The 18,155-nt window shown below is 71.4% G+C and carries 12 protein-coding genes; 5 read left to right on the top strand and 7 right to left on the bottom strand.

Annotation, left to right across the window (positions count from 1 at the left end; translation table 11 throughout):
- Window positions 1-238: 238 nt before the first annotated feature.
- The 5 genes from ACWGJY_RS21610 to ACWGJY_RS21590 form a co-directional block, all read right to left on the bottom strand.
- The gene (locus ACWGJY_RS21610; RefSeq protein ID WP_453262446.1) at window positions 239-913 is read right to left on the bottom strand and encodes a DUF5825 family protein; all 675 of its coding nucleotides are present in this window, start codon (window positions 911-913) and stop codon (window positions 239-241) included.
- Between the two features lie 28 nt (window positions 914-941).
- Window positions 942-2,873, bottom strand: a complete 1,932-nt coding sequence (locus ACWGJY_RS21605) for a RiPP maturation radical SAM C-methyltransferase (protein WP_453262445.1) — start codon at window positions 2,871-2,873, stop codon at window positions 942-944.
- Window positions 2,874-3,133: 260 nt separating this feature from the next.
- Window positions 3,134-4,984: an alpha/beta fold hydrolase gene (locus tag ACWGJY_RS21600; RefSeq protein ID WP_453262444.1), complete on the bottom strand. Its 1,851-nt coding sequence runs from the start codon at window positions 4,982-4,984 to the stop codon at window positions 3,134-3,136.
- The gene (locus ACWGJY_RS21595) at window positions 4,981-6,219 is read right to left on the bottom strand and encodes an MFS transporter (RefSeq protein ID WP_453262443.1); all 1,239 of its coding nucleotides are present in this window, start codon (window positions 6,217-6,219) and stop codon (window positions 4,981-4,983) included. The genes ACWGJY_RS21600 and ACWGJY_RS21595 overlap by 4 nt, the downstream gene beginning before the upstream one ends.
- A 762-nt stretch (window positions 6,220-6,981) precedes the next feature.
- Window positions 6,982-7,854, bottom strand: coding sequence for a helix-turn-helix transcriptional regulator (locus ACWGJY_RS21590; RefSeq protein ID WP_453262442.1), 873 nt, complete (start codon window positions 7,852-7,854; stop codon window positions 6,982-6,984).
- 269 nt (window positions 7,855-8,123) lie between these two features.
- Between ACWGJY_RS21590 and ACWGJY_RS21585 the strand changes: the two genes are divergently transcribed.
- Window positions 8,124-8,621, top strand: a complete 498-nt coding sequence (locus ACWGJY_RS21585) for a peptidylprolyl isomerase (protein ID WP_453262441.1) — start codon at window positions 8,124-8,126, stop codon at window positions 8,619-8,621.
- A gap of 706 nt (window positions 8,622-9,327) precedes the next feature.
- Window positions 9,328-10,887 carry a PepSY-associated TM helix domain-containing protein gene (locus tag ACWGJY_RS21580; protein WP_453262440.1) on the top strand — a complete coding sequence of 520 codons (1,560 nt, stop codon included), beginning with the start codon at window positions 9,328-9,330 and terminating at the stop codon, window positions 10,885-10,887.
- A gap of 140 nt (window positions 10,888-11,027) precedes the next feature.
- On the opposite strand, the gene ACWGJY_RS21575 is transcribed toward ACWGJY_RS21580, so the two are convergent.
- Window positions 11,028-11,183, bottom strand: a complete 156-nt coding sequence (locus tag ACWGJY_RS21575; protein WP_453262439.1) for a DUF6131 family protein — start codon at window positions 11,181-11,183, stop codon at window positions 11,028-11,030.
- A gap of 345 nt (window positions 11,184-11,528) precedes the next feature.
- Here ACWGJY_RS21575 and ACWGJY_RS21570 point away from each other — a divergent pair, with 345 nt between their 5' ends.
- The 3 genes from ACWGJY_RS21570 to ACWGJY_RS21560 all read left to right on the top strand — a co-directional run bounded on the left by ACWGJY_RS21570 (window position 11,529) and on the right by ACWGJY_RS21560 (window position 17,645).
- The gene (locus ACWGJY_RS21570) at window positions 11,529-13,616 is read left to right on the top strand and encodes a SpoIIE family protein phosphatase (RefSeq protein WP_453262438.1); all 2,088 of its coding nucleotides are present in this window, start codon (window positions 11,529-11,531) and stop codon (window positions 13,614-13,616) included.
- Window positions 13,617-14,053: 437 nt separating this feature from the next.
- Window positions 14,054-15,898: an asparagine synthase (glutamine-hydrolyzing) gene (asnB, locus tag ACWGJY_RS21565; RefSeq protein WP_453262437.1), complete on the top strand. Its 1,845-nt coding sequence runs from the start codon at window positions 14,054-14,056 to the stop codon at window positions 15,896-15,898.
- Between the two features lie 331 nt (window positions 15,899-16,229).
- A complete protein-coding gene (locus ACWGJY_RS21560) occupies window positions 16,230-17,645 on the top strand; it encodes a DEAD/DEAH box helicase (protein ID WP_453262436.1) in 1,416 nt (471 codons plus the stop codon).
- Window positions 17,646-17,734: 89 nt separating this feature from the next.
- Here ACWGJY_RS21560 and ACWGJY_RS21555 read toward each other — a convergent pair whose 3' ends face one another.
- On the bottom strand, window positions 17,735-18,109 hold the full coding sequence (locus ACWGJY_RS21555; protein ID WP_453262435.1) for a nuclear transport factor 2 family protein: 375 nt from the start codon (window positions 18,107-18,109) through the stop codon (window positions 17,735-17,737).
- Window positions 18,110-18,155 lie beyond the last annotated feature (46 nt).

Here is an 18,155-nt window from a genome sequence, read left to right as displayed (position 1 = left end):
GGCCCGGCCCCTCCCCGGCCCCGACGTACCGCTGAGCGCGCTCACCGCGCCGGGGATCGACTCCGGCATGTGCCTGCTGATGTCCCGGAAGGCTCTGCGCCGGATGCACGAGGGCAGGCGTCGTCCCGGCGGGATCCTGGCCGCTCGGTGTCCCGGGGTGAGCACCGTTCCTGGGCACCGAGCCTCCGGAAGTGATGGCGTCAGTGCCCAGGCGGCGCCGCCCGAAGTTGCCGGTCCCTCAGATGGCCATCGCCTCCTGGATCCACCGGTTCACGCGGTAGGGCAGCCACCACAGGAGCGGTCCGGTGCGGGAGACCAGGCGTTCCTCCAGGAAGTCGGCGGCGATGGCCTCGGGCACGGCCGGCAGCGGGGCGCCGTAGGCCAGCCGGCCGATCGCCTCGCGGTATTCGGGCTCCTCCGCGGTGAAGCGGCGCAGGTTGCCCCACCGTCGGTCGCGGATCTGGACGAAGCCGGGGCCCTGGCGCCACAGGCACTTGCAGAGGTAGTGCTCGTTACGCCACTGGGAGAGTGCGGCCGCCGGGTCGGCAGGGCCGGAGAGGGTCCGGGGCGGCTGGAGATGGCTGAAGTCGCGCCAGCCGTCGGCGGGCTCCACCGGCAGACGCAGCTGCCACTGGACCAGGACGGCGCGGGCCGTCAGATCGCGGATCAGACATAACCGCCGGACCGCGTGGGCGGCGGCACCGGGGTCGTCGACCGCGGTCAGGTCGATCTCCTCGGCGAACCGGGCACGGCGCACCCCGAGGTCCCACAGCCGGGCGGCGTGCTCCTGCGGTGGGCCGGTCAGATCGAGTTCGCCCAGGCTCATGCCGGGCAGGGCGCAGGCGTCCTCGTCGTAGTCCCGCCATGCGGCGAGCGTCAGTGCCCGCGGGGCGGGGGTGGTGGTGCGGGTCATGGGTGTCTCCTCAGGGCCGGGCGGCGCTTCAGGCGTGGATGACGGCTCGGTCCGGTGCGGCCGGTTGTTCCTGCGCGGCGGGCCCGGCGTGGCTGTGGCGCATGAAGTCGAGCCGCAGCAGGTCCTCGTTGACGGCCGCCGGTGCCAGGTGGACGTACTGGCCGCCGTCGGTGAAGAGCAGCCCGAGCGTGACCCAGTGCTGGAGGAGGGCGTGGACGGCGGCCGTGTCGACCGGGTGCTGCGGCAGGCGCGCGGCGAGTTTGCGGGTCAGCGCGGCGGGGGCGTGCGGCTGGTCGAGGAGCTTGAAGGCCGCGATCTCCATGGGCGCGGTGAGCTCCATGGTTGCCCAGTCGAAGGCGCGTCTGCGGCTGACGAGCACGATGCGGTCGCCGAGGTCGGTGTGGGTGAGCCTGCTGTCGGTGTGGTGTTTGCGCCAGCCGGCGAGGGCGTCGTTGAGGGAGGTGACGGTGGGTTCGCCGATGCCGCGTTCGGGGGCCTCGAAGACGTAGGCCAGGTCGTGCAGTTCGGACTCGGGCAGGTCGTAGGTGAAGCGGTAGTGCTCCTCGGGGCGCAGACCGGTGAAACCGAGTTCGGGCCGGTTGAAGTACGGGCTGAAGCGTTCGATGGCGATGCGGGCGGACAGGTCGACCGGCGGGTCGAGGTGTTCCAGGGCCGGTAGCTGGGCGATGACGGGTTCGTAGTCGGCGGCGGTCTCGCCGGGGAAGCCGTGGAGGTAGTTCCAGGAGACGGAGAGTCCGGTCTCGGCCCCGTCGCGGAGCATACGGACGTTCTGACAGCCGCTCACGCCCTTGTCCATCAGGTCGAGCACCCGGCTGTTCAGGCTCTCGATGCCCGGCTGGACGTAGATCATTCCGGCGTCGGCGAGGGTGCGCAGCTGGGTCCGCCGCATATTCGCCTTGATCTCGATGTGCAGGCGCAGGTCGTAGCCGCTGTCGATCATGCGGGGCAGGACGGTGTTGAGGTACCCCATGTCGAGGATGTTGTCGACGACATACATGTCCAGCACTCGGTGACGGCGGGCCAGGTCCATGATCTCTTCGTAGAAGGTGTCGGGGCTCTTGCTGCGGAACTGCATGAAGGAGCCGTTGAGGCCGCAGAAGGTGCAGTGGTGTTTCTCCCCCCACCAGCAGCCTCGGGCCCCCTCGACGACGAGTTTGGGTTCCACCCAGTTGCGGGCGACGGAGGTCGCCAGCCGCTCGAAGTAGCCGCTGTAGTCCGGCGGGAGGATGGTGGCGGGCGGCAGCGGGCTGGTGCTCATCGGGTTGGCGGTGTTGGTGCCGTCGGGGCCGCGGTGGCAGAGCCCGGGGACAGCGGACAGATCGCCGCCCTCGTCGAGGGCGTTGAGCAGCTGGGGGAAGGCGGCTTCTCCCTCGCCCCGGACCACGAAGTCCAGGAACGGGAAGTTACGGTGACCGGCCGCGCCCTGCTCGGCGTCGCAGTTGGCGCCGCCCATGACGGTCCTGATGTGCGGGGCGAGGCGTTTGACGTACTTGGCGGCGGCGAGCGCGGCGGTGTTCTGCTGGAAGGTGGAGGTGAAGCCGACGACGTCGGGGCCGGCCGCGACGATCCGCTCGGCGGTCTCCTGGACGAATTCCGGTACGACGCGGTGCAGTTCACGGGACATCCGCAGCCGTGAGTCCCGCAGCTTGCCGCGCATCGAGGCGCTGAACTCCGGTACCCGCCACTCGGGATCGTCGTAGAGGGCGGAGGAGAACACCCAGTCGCCGCATCCCATGAAGTAGGAGGACAGCGCGTAGAACTGGTAGTCGTCCGCGGTGAACTCGGTACGCCGGGTGATCCAGTCGGTGAACTCCAGGTTGGCGTGCAGGACATCGGCCCGGCCGGAGGTGCGTTCGCCGACGCTTCGCCGGAGGATTCCGAGTGCGAGGGACGGGAGGTCGATCGGGGACCAGGGCATGTTGACCAGCAGGACGCGCATGTCGGCTCCTCGTAGGCGGCGGAGTGGGGTGGGAGGTGGCCGGCGGGAGCCGGTGACGCAGCGGTCCGGCCGGCCCGGTGGCGCCGGGCCGGCCGGGGAGGATCAGTCCTCCTCGGTGTCCTCCGCGTTGCGGAACGGGACGGTCACGGTGATGCCGATGCCCGGCTTGCGGTTCTCCTCGTCACCCGCGAGCGGGTCGTTGTGGATGATGTCCTTCTGCATGGTGGCTTCTCCTGTCTGCCGGTTTTCGTGAACGGTTCTCACATTCCGGGGGACGCCGGACGGGCCGGTGCCCCCTCGGACCCCGTCCGCTGGGGGACGGGGGGTTCGGTGGGCCGCGGGGTGCGGCGCAGATGGTGGTCGAGGAAGCCCATGGCACGCCGCAGGGCGGTCACGTGGTGGGCGCCGGTGTATCCGTCGTGGCCGGTATCGAGCCACAGGGACTCATGGGTGACGCCGGCCTGCCGCAGGGCGGTGAGGTAGCTGCGGACCTGGCCGGGCGGGCACTTGGCGTCGCGGGTGGCGGCGATCACCAGCAGCGGGGCGCGGACCTCGGCCGCGTAGTGGAGGGGCGAGCTGCGCGCGTAGCGTTCGGGCACGGCGTCGGGGGTGCCGCCGAACAGCCGCTCGTCCAGGGCGCGCAGCGCAGCGGTGCCCGTGCGGTGCGCCGCGGCGCAGTCGGCGACCGGTTTGACGGCGACGCCCGCCTGCCAGAGGTCCGGCCGGGTGCCGAGTGCGAGCAGCGCCAGGTAGCCACCCCAGGAGGTGCCCCACAGGCCGATCGCGTCCTCACGGGCCAGGCCCCGGCGGAGCAGGTCGGTGCGGACCGCGACGAGGTCGGCGACCTGGGTGAGCCCGACACCCTCGCCGTAGGCGGCGCGCCAGCGGGGACCGTATCCGGTGGAACCGCGGTAGTTGACCCGCGCGACCGCGAAGCCGGAGGCCACCAGGGAGTGCACCTGCGGGTCGTAGGCGTCGCGGTCGTGGTCGGCGGGGCCGCCGTGCACCAGGAACACCAGCGGGGGCCGGCGGCCGGGGGCGGGGGCCGGTTCGCTGAGCAGGGTGTGCACGGGACCGTCCGGGCCGGGGGTCCACAGGTCACGGTGCCGGCCGGGTGCCGGGGCGGGCAGGGCGGGGAGCGCCGGGAGCCGGGTTCCGGCGGTGGAGCGCAGTTGTGGCGGGGTGGCCGTGTCGGTCCAGAGGTAGTGCACGTCCTCGCCCGGGTACGGGGCGGCGTCGAGCAGGGTGCCGGGCGGGCAGGGCACCGGGGTCAGGGTGCGCCGGCCGAGGTCGGCAGCGGTGAGGGCGGAGCGGCCGTGGCGGTCCTGGCGGATGAGAACCCGGCGTCCTTCGGGGTACCAGCGCGCGGTGATCTCGGTGTCGAAGCGGCACCAGTCCTGTGGCCGCAGTCCGGCGCCGGGGCGCCAACTGGCCAAGCGGTAGCGGTCGTTGTGTTCCTGGACCAGCAGGAGTTCGGTGGCTGCCGGCGAGGGTGCGAAGCCGAGTGCCCACAGCCGTCCGCGGTGTCCGGAGAGCTGGTCGAGGACCGCCCCGGAGCAGGTCACCAGGGTCACCGCACGGTCGGAGTCCGCCGCACCCGACAGCGCCAGCAGCCCGCCCGAAGGGGAGATGCCGGTCAGCAGCGCATGGCCGTCGACCGTCCGCACCGGACGGGCCGGGCCGCCCGGTGTGCCGAGGTGGACGGTCATCCCCCGGCCATCCCCGAGTCCCAGGGCCACGGCGCCGGCGTCGCTGACCGCGAGACCATACGGGAGACCCGGTGGCAGGCCGGTCAGACCGGGGAGCCGCGGCCCGCCTTCGAAGTCCTGGAAGTACCAGAGCCCGAGCCCGTCCCGGTCCTCGGCGAACCACCACACCCGGGCGTCCGCGTCGAGGGCGCAGTGCACGGTGCCGTCGGGGCTGTCGGTGACCTGGCGGGTGGTGCCGGTGGCGGCGTTCCAGGTGAAGATCTCGCAGCGGCCGTCGGCGTCCGCGGCCAGGGCCATGCGTGACGGGTCGCGCGGGCAGACCTCCGGCAGCGCCGGCCGGTAGACCCGGAAACCGGTGCCGGGGGGCGGTGTTGTGGCGGTGCCTGACGCGGTCGCGTTCATACGGGCTCCTCCCCCGTGCCACGGGTGAGGGCCGGTGCCGCACAGGTCGCGTACAGCGCGAGCACGGCCAGCAGCACGGCGCAGCCCGTGAGGGTGACGGCGGCCCCGGCCCGGTCGGCGGACAGCCCGGCGAGGGCCGGGGCCAGGGCCGCGGCCGCGCCCGATGCGGTGGCCAGCACGGTGCCGGTGCGGGCCTGGAGCGCGGCTGGGGTGATCTGGATGATCCGGGCCTGCAGCGCCACGGTGGCCGGTGGCGTCAGGAAGCACAGCAGCCCGAAGAGCAGACCGAACTGCCAGGCGTCGCGGGCCATCGCCAGGGCGGCGGCGGGCGGCACCATGAGCCAGGACACCGGCACCAGCACCCGCGCCGCGCAGTGCCGGCGCACCAGCCGGGGTGCGGCCAGCGCACCGGCCAGGCCCGCGGCCCCGGCCAGCGCGAGGACCAGGCCCACCGGCGCCGCGCCCCGGCCGTGGTCCTGGAGCGCGAAGACCGTCGTGTAATACAGCGCAACGAGCAGGGCGTTGACGCCCGAGATCCAGATGAGCACCAGCCGCAGGAAGGGTTCGCGGCGGATCAGGGCCACGCCCGCCCCCGCTTCGGCGGCCAAAGCCCGCCAGGTCCGGTGCGGGGTGCCGGCCGGCGCCCGCTGCTCCCGTCGCGGGGACAGATCGGAGCGCAGGGCGCGGATGCCGCCCGCCGCGACGGCGTACGACAGGGCGTCCGCGAGGAACGGCAGCCAGGCGCCCACGGAGAAGAGCAGCCCGCCCAGCGCGGGCCCGACGACGAGGGCGCCCCGCTCCCCCGCCTCTAATCGGGACAGCACGCGCCGGTGCTCCTCAGGGGGACACACCAGCGCCACGGTGCCCAGTGACGCCGCCTCGTAGCAGGCACTCGCGCACCGCTCGACAAGTACGGCGACGAGGAGCGCGGCCAACGGGACCGTGCCCGCGGCGACGGCCACGGTGACACCGGCCATCGCCGCGGCGGACACCAGCGCGGCACCCACCATCACCTGCTTGCGTGCCCCGCGGTCGGCGGGGACGGCCGCGAGCGGACCGAGGACCAGCGTGCCGGCGGCAAAGAGCCCGGCGAGGGCGCCGACCTCGGCGGGGGAACGGCCAAGGCTCAAAAGCAGCAGCGGCAGCACAACCCCGGACGTCTGGCTGCCGAGTGCGTCGCAGGTGCCCGCCCACCAGAACAGCCGGACATCGCGGCGGGCGCGGGGCAGGGGCACGGTGGACGCTGCCGCCGGAGCGGGCCGGGTCATCAGGGGCGGCCCGGGGCCGGTCTCAGGGCACCGCGGACAGTGCCGGCGACCGCCGTCCCCGCCGGGCCGTGCACCGGATGGTTCACCGGGCCGTGCACCGGATGGTTCACCGGGCCGTGCACCGGATGGTTCACCGGGCCGTGCACCGGATGGTCCGCCGGGCCGTGCACCGGATGGTCCGCCGGGCGGTTCACCGGCGCACTCCGGGACCACGCCGACGGTGAGCCGTGTGGTAAGTCGCCTTCGCGCGCGGGGTCACTGATCGCCGTTCCATGCGAAGCCACCTCATATACGTGGGCAGATCGTGAAGATCGCCTCACCAATAGGTCAACTTGCGGAGGAAATGTGCCTTAAGCGTGCTGGAGCTTAACCAGCCAGTGACGCAGGCCACAAGGTGTCGGACAGCGAACACCTTCGGCCGTCACCACCCCGCCCGGATTCGCGCTCGTCGGACGGCCGGCGGGGCGTCGGGGCACGGCAGTCAGCGGTCAGCAGTCAGCGGCAGGGAGGGGAGCGGCGGGGACATGGGGGAAGGAGAACGTCCGGTCCGACAAGCGCGCGGCACACCCCGGATGCGCCGTGCGTGACCCTGTAGGTGAATTCACCGGACCGTTGTGGCCCGTGCCGCCGGTTCCGCTACAGGGCAGGGGCACCTGATGGCGGCAGGGGAACGTGCGACGTACGCCGCCGCTGGGAACACCGCGGCGGGGAACACCGCCACGGGAACGCTTACCACTCGCCGGGGGATGTGGTGTCCGCGGGCTTCGCGGCTCCGGCCGTCTCACCGGCCGTGAGGCTGCCCAGCAAGGACAGGGCCTGTTCGGACGGACTGCCCGGGGCGGCTTGGTAGACGACGAGTTGCTGGCCGGGGGCGCTGTTCACGGTCAGCGACTCGTAGTCCAGCGTGATCTCCCCGACCAAGGGGTGCCGGAAGCGTTTGGTCTCATGGGTTTTCTGGCGGATGTCATGGCGGGCCCACAGACGGCGGAACGCCTCGTTCTTCACCGAGAGTTCGCCGACCAGCCCGATCAGCCGGGGGTCGTCGGAGTCGGTTCCGGCCGCGGCCCGCAGCCCGGCCGCGGTGTTGACCGCGACCCGCTCCCAGTCCGGATAGAACTCCTCGGCGTCCGGGTCGAGGAACACCAGGCGTACCAGGTCCCCGCTGTAGGTGTGCCCGTCGAACAGGGCTCTGCCCAGGCTGTTGTGGGCCAGCACGGTCAGAAAGCGGCCCAGGACCACTGCCGGGGTCCGGTGCCAGCCCTCCATCATGCGCAGCAGGGCCGGGCTGACCCGCTCCGGCCGTACGGTCCGGCGGGGCCGCCGGGCGGCCGGGCGGGCGAGTTGCCGCAGGTGAAGGGCCGCCTCCTCGTCCAGCCCCAGCGTCCGGGCCAGTGCATCGGCGACCTGAGCCGAAGGATTCCGTTCACGGCCCTGTTCGAGCCGTACGTAGTAGTCGGTGCTGACCCCCGCCAGCGTCGCCACCTCTTCCCGGCGCAGCCCCGCCACACGACGTCGGCTCCCGGCCGCGATGCCTGCGTCCTCGGGCTGTACGAGTTCACGGCGAGCCCGCAGGAACTGCCCGAGCTGGTTGTCGCTGTCCATGGTCGCCACACTAGGTGTGCGGCACACGGCGCGAGAGTCCTCAGGGTGGCCGTGCTACTCCTATCCAGTGCGGCATCGCCCGGGGCAAGCGCATGACGCATCCATGACAACACCTCCCCCTCACGGTACGAGCAGCAGGCCCGCCAGGTGCTCGACGGCGAACGCATCACGGGCGGTGGGGCGTGGCGCCGGCCGACGTGCCGCCCGGTCGCGACCGGGCTCCGGGGGCCGCGCCTCGCCCCGGCGATCGCAGATGCAAGGATGCCGTCATGAGTAACAACGTGTACTTCGACATCACCATCGACGGCGCTCCGGCCGGGCGGATCGTCTTCACCCTGTTCGACGACGTGGTCCCCAAGACCGCACAGAACTTCCGTGAGCTCGCCACCGGTCAGCACGGCTTCGGCTACGAGGGATCCGGCTTCCACCGTGTCATCCCCGACTTCATGCTCCAGGGCGGCGACTTCACCGCCGGCAACGGCACCGGCGGCAAGAGCATCTACGGCGCGAAGTTCCCGGACGAGAATTTCCAGATCAAGCACACCAAGCCCGGTCAGCTCTCCATGGCCAATGCCGGCCCGAACACCAACGGCTCGCAGTTCTTCATCACCACCATCGTCACGGACTGGCTCGACAACAAGCACGTCGTCTTCGGCGAGGTCGTCGAGGGCATGGACATCGTCAGGAAGATCGAGTCCCTGGGCTCCCACGGCGGTGCCACCCGCGCCGAGATCACCATCGCCAAGTCCGGCGTGGTCACGCAGTAGGCATCGCCCGCCCGGCACGCCGGCCCACAGACACCACTGTGCCCCCGGAGGGGCTGCGCCGGCCGATGCCCCGGCACCACAGGGAACCCATCGGGCAGGCCCTGGACCGGGCAGGCGGGTACGGACGGCGGTCGAAGCGCCCAGCGGCGTCGGACAAGCGGGAGGCCCCGCCTGTCCGACGCCGCGGTGCTCGGGTCAACAGAGATCGTTTGATGCCCCGGAATGCCCTGGCATGCCCCCACAGAACAGCGGGTGACGGCCCGGTACGGCGGCCGCGCCGCTGACACCCGCGCCCCGGGCGCGGGAAGGGTTTCGTAGGTATCGCGCAAGAATCGCGCCGGCCGTTGCCTTGGGGAGTGCCCTCAACTGCACTGGTGCCGTGAACACCTCTGCCAGGCCGAACAGCGGGTGCGCTCGGCGCCCGGCCACGACGACCACGGAACCGGTGAGAGCGCACGGCGCTCCGCGTACGCGCCCGGCGAGCCGCCATGCGCCCTCGGCCGTGGCACAGAAGGCGGCGACCGGAGTCCGACTCCGCCTGGTCCGGCCGTACTTCAGCGGATGCGCGGAGCCGCCGCATCGCGGCCGTCCGCCCCATGGGCCACTTCACACCATCTCGCCGGAACTCGCCCCACCCCTTGTCCGACTCCCTGAAGCGGTACGGCAGAGGACTGGGCCACATCACCTTCGAGCTGGGAGCATCCGCGTGCCCACTGAACAACGTCTCGCATCGAGCAATGCCGGCGATGCCGGCGATGCCGGAGATGGCGGAGATGGCGGAGATGGCGGAAGCGCCGAAGACGCCGGAGGTGCCCCGCACGCCGTCGGCACCGGCGCGCAACGGGCGGCCGTACAGCGGACCGGGTGGTCCGTGCTGCGGCCGCTGGTGTTGCGCCTGCACTTCTACGCCGGTGTGCTCGTCGCGCCTTTCCTCCTCGTCACCGCGGTCACCGGACTGCTCTACACCGGCTCGTTCCAGGCGGAGAAAGTGATCTATGCGCACGAGTTGAGGGTCCCGGCCGGGGAACACACACTGCCGCTGTCCCGGCAGGTCGCCGTCGCCCGTAAGGCGCACCCGGAGGGCGAGGTCGCCGCCGTACGCCCGGCACCGGAGCCCGGGGACACCACACGCGTCCTGCTCTCCGGCGTGCCGGGAGTGTCCGCCGAGCACCAGCTCGCCGTCTTCGTCGACCCGCACACCGGCAGCGTCCGGGGTGCGCTGGAGACGTACGGTGCCACGGGGGCGCTGCCGCTGCGCACCTGGCTCGACGATCTCCACCGCAACCTGCACCTGGGCGAGAACGGCCGTCTCTACAGCGAACTGGCCGCCAGCTGGCTGTGGGTGGTCGTCGGCGGCGGGCTCGCGCTGTGGATCGGGCGCCGGCGTACGAGTCGCAGGCTGCGGGCCCTCGCGCTGCCGGACCGCACCGCCACCGGCCGGCGCCGGACGCTGTCATGGCACGGCGCGGTGGGGGTGTGGGCCGCCACCGGCCTGTTCTTCCTCTCCGCGACCGGCCTGACCTGGTCCACGTACGCCGGGGCGAACATCGACGAGCTCCGCCAGTCCCTGGGGCAGGCGACGCCGACCGTTTCGACGGCGGTGGCCGGGGAGCACGCCCACCACGGCGGCTCCGGAGGGATGGCGGGGATGCCCGACATGCCGGGGATGCACGACGGCGCATCGGGCGGATCCGCGGCGTCGGACGTGGGCATTGACAAGGTATTCGCGGCGGCCCGCGCCGAGGGCCTGTCCGACCCCGTCGAGATCGGCCTGCCGGCGGAGCGGGGCAGCGCCTATGTCGTCAAGCAGGTCCAGCGCAGCTGGCCCGAGAAGCAGGACGCCGTCGCGGTGGACCCGGGCACCGGAAAGGTCACCGATGTCTCGCGCTTCGCGGATTACCCCGTGCTGGCCAAGCTCTCCCGCTACGGCATCGACCTGCACACCGGCACCCTGTTCGGCATCGTCAACCAGATCGCCCTGGCCGCGCTCGCCCTCGCGCTCATCTTCCTGATCCTCTGGGGGTACCGGATGTGGTGGCAGCGCCGTCCCACCCGCGAGCGCGCGCTGTCCTTCGGACGGCCGGTGCAGCGTGGGGCGTGGCGGCAGATTCCGCTGCCCGTGCTGGTCCCGCTCGTACTCGTCGTCGGGGTGGTGGGCTGGGCGGTGCCGTTGCTCGGCGTTTCGCTCGTGGTGTTCCTGGCCGCGGACGTCGTACTGGGCCTCATCGCTCGCCGTCGTGCCCCTGCACCGGCTCCTGTGGACTGACGGTTTCGGCGGGCGGACGCCGTCCGGGGCGCCGGTGATCGTGGCCGGGGGCCGACACGTTGCGCTGCCCGTAATGCTCTTGCACTACGGGTAATGCTCTTGCACTACGTAATGCTGTGGCGCTACGTAATGCTGTTGCGCTACCAGTAATGCTTTCGCCCGCCGACCGCGTGCCCCATCACGCCGAGGACCCACAGGACCGCACCGATAACGGCGAGAATGATTCCGATGGTCCAGAGAATGGAAATGCCGGTCACAAATCCGGCAACGAGGAGAATGATTCCAAGAACGACCACGATGCGCTCCGATCTCCCGTGAGTTTTCCTTTCACCTTGGTCCCCGGTTTCCCGCTCGGCAAGTTCTGAAGGCGCCCATACGCTTCACACCGGTGCGGATCGACCGCCGCGGGCATCCCTCACTCGCGGCGCCCTGCCCCTCCGACGGCCGCTCGCCGGGGCGCCTGTACGGCACGGCCTCCCGGGGCCTGGGGCCGGACGAGTGTGCGCTCGGACGATCCGGGGGCACGATGGAAGCCAGAGCACTCACCGGACAGGGACCGGGCCACGGACAGACCCATGGACAGGTCCCGGAACGGGGCGAGGGCAGGTCCCGCGGGTCCGGCAGACGGAAGGAGTGCCGGGGTGAGCGCAGCCGAGGTGCGTCCGTCCGGCGCCGGTGAACCGGAGGGCAAGGCGTCGCAGCCGAGCGGGCTGATGGACCTTCTCGGTGTCGCCGCGGTGCTGGTGGACGCCGAGGGGCGGATCGTCCTGTGGAGTCCGCAGGCCGAGGATCTGTACGGCTATACCGCCGAGGAGGCGCTCGGGCGGTACGCGGCGCCACTGCTCATCCACGAAGAGCACGGGGACCTGGTGGTCAAGAAGTTCGCCGAGGTCATGGAGACCGGCCAGAGCTGGGCCGGCGCATTCCCCGTCCGGCACAAGGACGGCACCGCGCGGCTGGTGGAGCTGCACAATATGCGGCTGACGGACGACCACGGTGATTTCTTCGCGCTCGGGCTCGCCACCGACTCACCGACTCTGCGCGAGCTGGAACGGGATGTCGCACTGTCCACCCGGCTGATCTCCCAGTCCCCCATCGGGCTGGCGATACTCGACACCGAGCTGTGTTATGTGGCCGTCAATCCCGCCCTGGAACGGATGCACGGCATTCCCGCGAAAGACCACCTCGGCCGGCACTACCGCGAGATCATGACCGCCGCGAAGTTCGAAGTGCCCGAGGCCGCGATGCAGCAGGTCCTCGAGACGGGGGTACCCATGGTCGACCAGACCACCGTCGTCGGCCGCAGTCCCGCCGACCCGGACCGCCAGCATGCATGGTCGATCTCGTTGTACCGGCTGGAGGACCCCCAGGGGCGGGTGATCGGAGTGGCCGACCTGGTGGTGGACGTCACCGACCGGTACCAGGCAGCCATGGAGGCCACCGAGGCGCGGCGGCGCCTGGCGCTGATCGCGGACGGCTCCGCCCGTATCGGCACCACGTTGGAGGTGGAACAGACCGCCCGGGAGCTGGCCGAGGTCACCGTTCCCGAACTCGCCGACGTCGTCACGGTCGATGTGCTCGACTCCGTCCTGGGCGAGCACCGCCCGGCCCCCGGCGAGGGCCCCGCGCTCTTTCGCGCCCTCGCCGTGAAGGGCGCCTATCCCACCGAAGCCCTGCAGGCCGCCGACCCTCCCGGCCAGACCGCCGCCTACGGTGCCGACCGGCTGGCCACCCGGTGCGTACGCACCGGCCGCCCGATCCTGGTCTCCCACGCGGACGACAACGACCTGGCCCGTATCGCCCGCAACGAGCACGCCGCCACTCTGCTGGCCCGCGCCGGGGTGCATTCCTACCTGCTCGCCCCGCTCACCGCCCGCGGCCAGATCCTCGGCTGTCTGGGGCTCAGCCGCGCCCGCAACCCGCTGCCCTTCGACGAGGACGACCTCGCGCTCGCCGCCGAGCTGGCCTCCCGCGCGGCCGTGTGCATCGACAATGCCCGCTCGCACCAGAGCGTGCGCAACGCCGCCGAGACCCTGCAGCGCAGCCTGCTCCCCGACCACCCGCCCCGCCTTCCCGGTCTGCAGATCGCCTCCCGGTACCGGCCCGCGCAGGCCACGTACGAGATCGGCGGCGACTGGTACGACGTCCTCCCGCTCGAAGGTGACAAGACCGCGCTGGTCGTCGGCGACGTCATGGGCAGCGGGATCGACGCCGCCGCCACCATGGGCCGCCTGCGCACCGCCACCAGCGCCTTCGCCGACCTCGACCTCGACCCCGCCCAGGTCCTCCAGCACCTCGACAAGATCACCTCAGGGCTGGAGCACTACATCGCCACCTGCGTCTACGCCACCTACGACCCGCACCGCGCCGCATGCCATATCGCCACCGCCGGCCATCTGCCGCCCGTCCTCGTCCGCAGCGGCAAACACCCCGAGCTGCTCGATCTGCCCACCGGCACCCCGCTCGGAGTCGGCGGTGTCCCCTTCGAGACCACCACCTTCCGGCTCGACCCGGACGACCAACTGGTCCTGTACACCGACGGGCTGGTCGAAACCCGCCACCAACCCCTCGACGAACGCCTCGAAACCCTGCGCCGCCTGCTCGACGCGCCCGACCACTCCCTGGAGGAGACCTGCGACCGGCTGCTGCGCGAACTCCGGCGCCCCGACGACCCGGATGATGTCGCCCTGCTCATCGCCCGCACCCAGCCCTTCACCGGCGGCTCGTAGCGCCGTCGTCCACGGCCCCCGCCGGCGAGCGGTCCGCCGGCGTTCGTCTGCCATCCCTCCAGGTAAAGGCTTTCCCTCGCTCCCGGGTGGCGCAGTGCTCCGCCGGATCTCCGCCCCCGGCCCGGGGAGCCTGGCAAAGCGGCAGTTCAGGTCGCTTTCAGGGGCCGCTTCCGCAGCGGAGGAGCCAGGTGGCGCGCGGCCCCGGCGGGTGAGGGCCAGGTTGACGGGGCGGCGTCCCAGGAACACGCTCGTTGCACAGGTGCCCGATACAACTGGCTTACGGCGAGGCCGTCGGGCAACCGGGCACCGGTGTCCCCGCTCGCGGTGTCCGACGGTTCCCGGGGCCCTGTCGTCAACGTCCCGTCCGCCTTACGGCGCGTACGAACGAAGGACGGGACTTCGAAGCGGGGCCCCGGTCCGGATCAGGAGGACATGGCATGTGTGGCATCACCGGCTGGATTTCCTTCGACCGTGATCTGTGCTCCGAGCAGGCAACCGTGGACGCGATGACCGAGACGCTGGCGTGCCGCGGGCCCGACGACCGGGGCACCTGGGTGCAGGGGCCCGCCGCACTCGGGCACCGCCGCCTCGCGATCATCGATCTGCCCGGTGGACGTCAGCCGATGACCGCCGAGCGGCCGGACGGCAGCCCGGTCACCCTCGTGTACTCCGGCGAGACCTACAACTTCGGTGAACTGCGGGAGGAGCTCACCTCCGGGGGCCACCACTTCACGACCGGCTCCGACACCGAGGTCGTCCTGCGCGGCTACCTCCAGTGGGGCGAGGCGGTCGCCGAACGCCTCAACGGGATGTTCGCGTTCGCGGTCTGGGACGGGGAGCGCCAACGGCTCGTCATGATCCGCGACCGGATGGGCATCAAGCCGTTCTACTACTACCCCACCCCGGACGGCGTGCTGTTCGGCTCCGAGCCGAAGGCGATCCTCGCCCATCCGCTCGCCGAGCGGAACGTCGGGCTCGACGGCCTCCGCGAGCTTTTCGCCTTCGTCAAGACGCCCGGCCATGCCATCTGGGCGGGCATGCACGAGGTGGAGCCCGGCACGGTGGTCACCGTGGACCGCAACGGGCTGCGCCGGCGCGTCTACTGGTCGCTGCACACCCGTGCGCACCAGGACGACCGGGACACATCGATCGCCCAGGTCCGTACGTTGCTCGACGACATCGTCCGCCGTCAGCTCGTCTCCGATGTGCCGCGCTGCACCCTGCTGTCGGGCGGTCTGGACTCCTCGGCGATGACCGCCCTGGCGGCCCGTCAGCTGGGCGAGGTGGGCGAGACGGTCCGCAGCTTCGCCGTCGACTTCGCCGGCCGGACCGAGCACTTCGTGGCCGACGAGCTGCGCGCCACCCCCGACACGCCCTTCGTGCACGACGTGGCCCGCCTTTCCGGCACCGACCATCAGGACATCGTGCTGGACTCGGCCGCTCTGGCGGACCTCGACGTCCGCGCGAAGGTCATCCGGGCGCGGGACATCCCGATGGGCTTCGGCGACATGGACGCCTCGCTCTACCTGCTGTTCAAGGCGATCCGCCGGCACTCGACGGTCGCCCTGTCCGGCGAGTCGGCCGACGAGGTCTTCGGCGGCTACCAGCAGTTCTTCGACGAGGAGGCCCGCCGGGCCGAGACCTTCCCCTGGCTGGTCCGCTTCGCGCAGCGCTCCGGCAACGACGGCAACATCCTCAACGCCGAGGTCACCAACGCCCTCGACCTGGGCTCCTACATCCAGGACGGCTACCGCTCCGCCGTCAGGGACATCGAGCGCCTCGACGAGGAGAGCGACTTCGAGTTCCGGATGCGCAAGAGCTGCTATCTGCACCTGACGCGTTTCGTACGGATCCTGCTCGACCGCAAGGACCGCGCGAGCATGGCGGTCGGGCTGGAGGTGCGGGTGCCGTTCTGCGACCACCGGCTGGTCGAGTACGTCTACAACACCCCGTGGTCGCTCAAGTCCTTCGACGGACGGGAGAAGAGCCTGCTGCGCGAGGCCACGGCGGATCTGCTGCCGAAGTCGGTCTACGACCGTGTGAAGAGCCCCTACCCGTCCACACAGGACCCGCAGTACACGGTCGCGCTCCAGCGCCATGCCAAGGATCTGCTGTCGCGTTCCTCGCACCCCGTGTTCGCGCTCGTCGACCGCAACTGGCTGGAGCGCGCCGCGAAAGACGACGCTCCCCGGCTCTCCCCGGCGTACCGGCGGGGGCTCGAAAGGACGCTGGACCTGGCCCTGTGGTGGGACATGTACTCCCCCACGATGACGCTCTCGTGATCTGAACGGCCACCACGGAGGGACGGGCTTCGCCCTCAGCTGCCCGGGGGTGATTGCGGGCCGGGCCGCGCCTCGACGAATTCAACCGCGCCTTCTCCGGCAGACCCGCCAGCGGATACATCGCGCTCGGTCCGTGTCGCATCACCGACGCAGGCGGAGCGATCAGCACCACAGCGCCAGGTCGAAGTGTCACTTTGTGTTAGTCTCACATGTTTGGACGGCCGTGAGGACCGGCGATTCCGTCCGTCGGGTTCCCCTCGTTCGTCTCGTTCGTCGGCTGCTCATTCCTGCCGGGCCTTCCTCGGTATGTTCCCCCTGCGGAAGGCTCTTCATGAACCACCCGGACCGCCCCGGCACCTCACACGGCGACCTCCCCCAGCCGGTGCCCGCTGCCCCGACGGTGTCCCCGGTCGCCTCCTTCGCCGACCTGGAACTGCCGGCGGAGGTGCTGCGCACGCTCACCGAGCTCGGCGTGCGCGAGCCCTTCCCGATCCAGGCAGCCACGCTGCCCCATGCCCTCGCGGGCCGCGACGTCCTGGGGCGCGGACGCACCGGATCGGGCAAAACGCTCGCCTTCGGCCTGCCGCTGCTCGCCCGGACGGCCGGACGGCGCGCGGAGCCCAAGCAGCCCCTCTCTCTGATCCTGGTACCTACCCGGGAGCTGGCCCAGCAGGTCACCGAGGCGCTCACGCCGTATGCCGACGCGCTCCGGCTGCGGATGGCCACGGTCGTCGGCGGCATGTCCATCGGCCGGCAGGCCGCTGCGCTGCGCGACGGAGCCGAGGTCGTCGTCGCCACCCCTGGCCGCCTGCACGACCTCATCGAGCGCAGGGCCTGCCTCCTGGGACGGGTACGGATCACCGTCCTCGACGAGGCCGACCAGATGTGTGACATGGGCTTCCTGCCGCAAGTCGCCGCGGTGCTCGACCAGGTGCACCCGGACGGCCAGCGGATGCTGTTCTCGGCCACCCTGGACCACGACGTCGACCATCTTGTCCGTCGCTACCTCCACGCCCCCGTCGTCCACTCGGTCGACCCGTCCGCGGGCGCGGTCACGACGATGGACCACCATGTGCTGGTCGTCCACGGCCCCGACCGGTACGCCGTCACCACGGAGATCGCTGCCCGTGACGGCCGCGTACTGCTTTTCCTGGACACCAAGCACGCCGTCGACCAGCTCACCCGGCATCTGCGGGCCAGCGGGGTGCACGCCGCGGCCCTGCACAGCGGCAAGTCCCAACCGCAGCGCACACGGACCCTTGCGCAGTTCAAGAACAGCCAGGTCACCGTCCTGGTGGCAACCAATGTCGCGGCCCGTGGCCTGCACGTCGACGACCTCGATCTCGTGGTCAACGTCGACCCGCCCACCGACCCCAAGGACTATCTGCACCGCGCGGGCCGCACCGCGCGGGCCGGTGAGTCCGGCAGCGTCGTCACGCTGGTGCTGTCGGGCCAGCGCCGCGAGATGAGCCGGCTGATGGCCGGGGCCGGCATCGAGCCGACGATCACCAAGGTGCGCTCGGGGGAGGCGGAGCTGAGCCGGATCACCGGGGCCAAGGCCCCCTCCGGCACCCCGCTCGACGGCGGGCCCGCCGCACCCCGGGCCAAGAACACCAACGCCCCCTTCCGCGGCCTGGGCACCAGCAAGGACGCCTCCCGCGGCACCGGCGGCAAGTCCCGCAAGGCCGGCGAGGCCCGCAAGCTCGCCGAGGCCCGCAAGGCGGCCCGGGTGCGCCGCGGCAACTGAGAGCCCGATGTTCCTGAATTGTGGTTCGTCGTCAGGGGAGCGCTGAGCAAGGTGGCGAGGGCGAGGGATGCCGTGCCACTCGTACGGCGTTACCGCTTGACGGTCGCCTGGTAGGCGAGGAACTTCCATCTGCCGTCCGTGCGGGCCCACACCGCGAGCGAGCGGTTCGCCAGTGTTCTGCGGACCCCGCCCGCGGTCATGTCGGCGTGCATCTCACCGATGACGACGGCCGTGTCACCGACGACCGTGAGGGCGTCCACCGGGTGCGCGATGCGGTGGTAGACGTAGAAGCCGCTCTCGCACTTGGCGAGATAGGAATCGAGCGTGTCCACCGCCCCGTTGGAGTGGGTGTAGGCCAGGCCGGGATGGGCAAGCTGGGCGAAGCTGCCGAAGTCGCGCGCCACGATGGCGTCGAAGCGGCGGTTCTCCCCTGCGCGGACGAGTTCTGCGTCGGTTACGTTCATGGCCGTTTCCTCCGATGCGGTGGTCCGGGGGTCGTCGGCGAGCGAC

The organism is Streptomyces sp. NPDC054765 (genome assembly GCF_053612065.1).
Note: the sequence above shows the minus strand (reverse complement) of the source record. Positions and strands in the feature narration are given on the sequence as shown.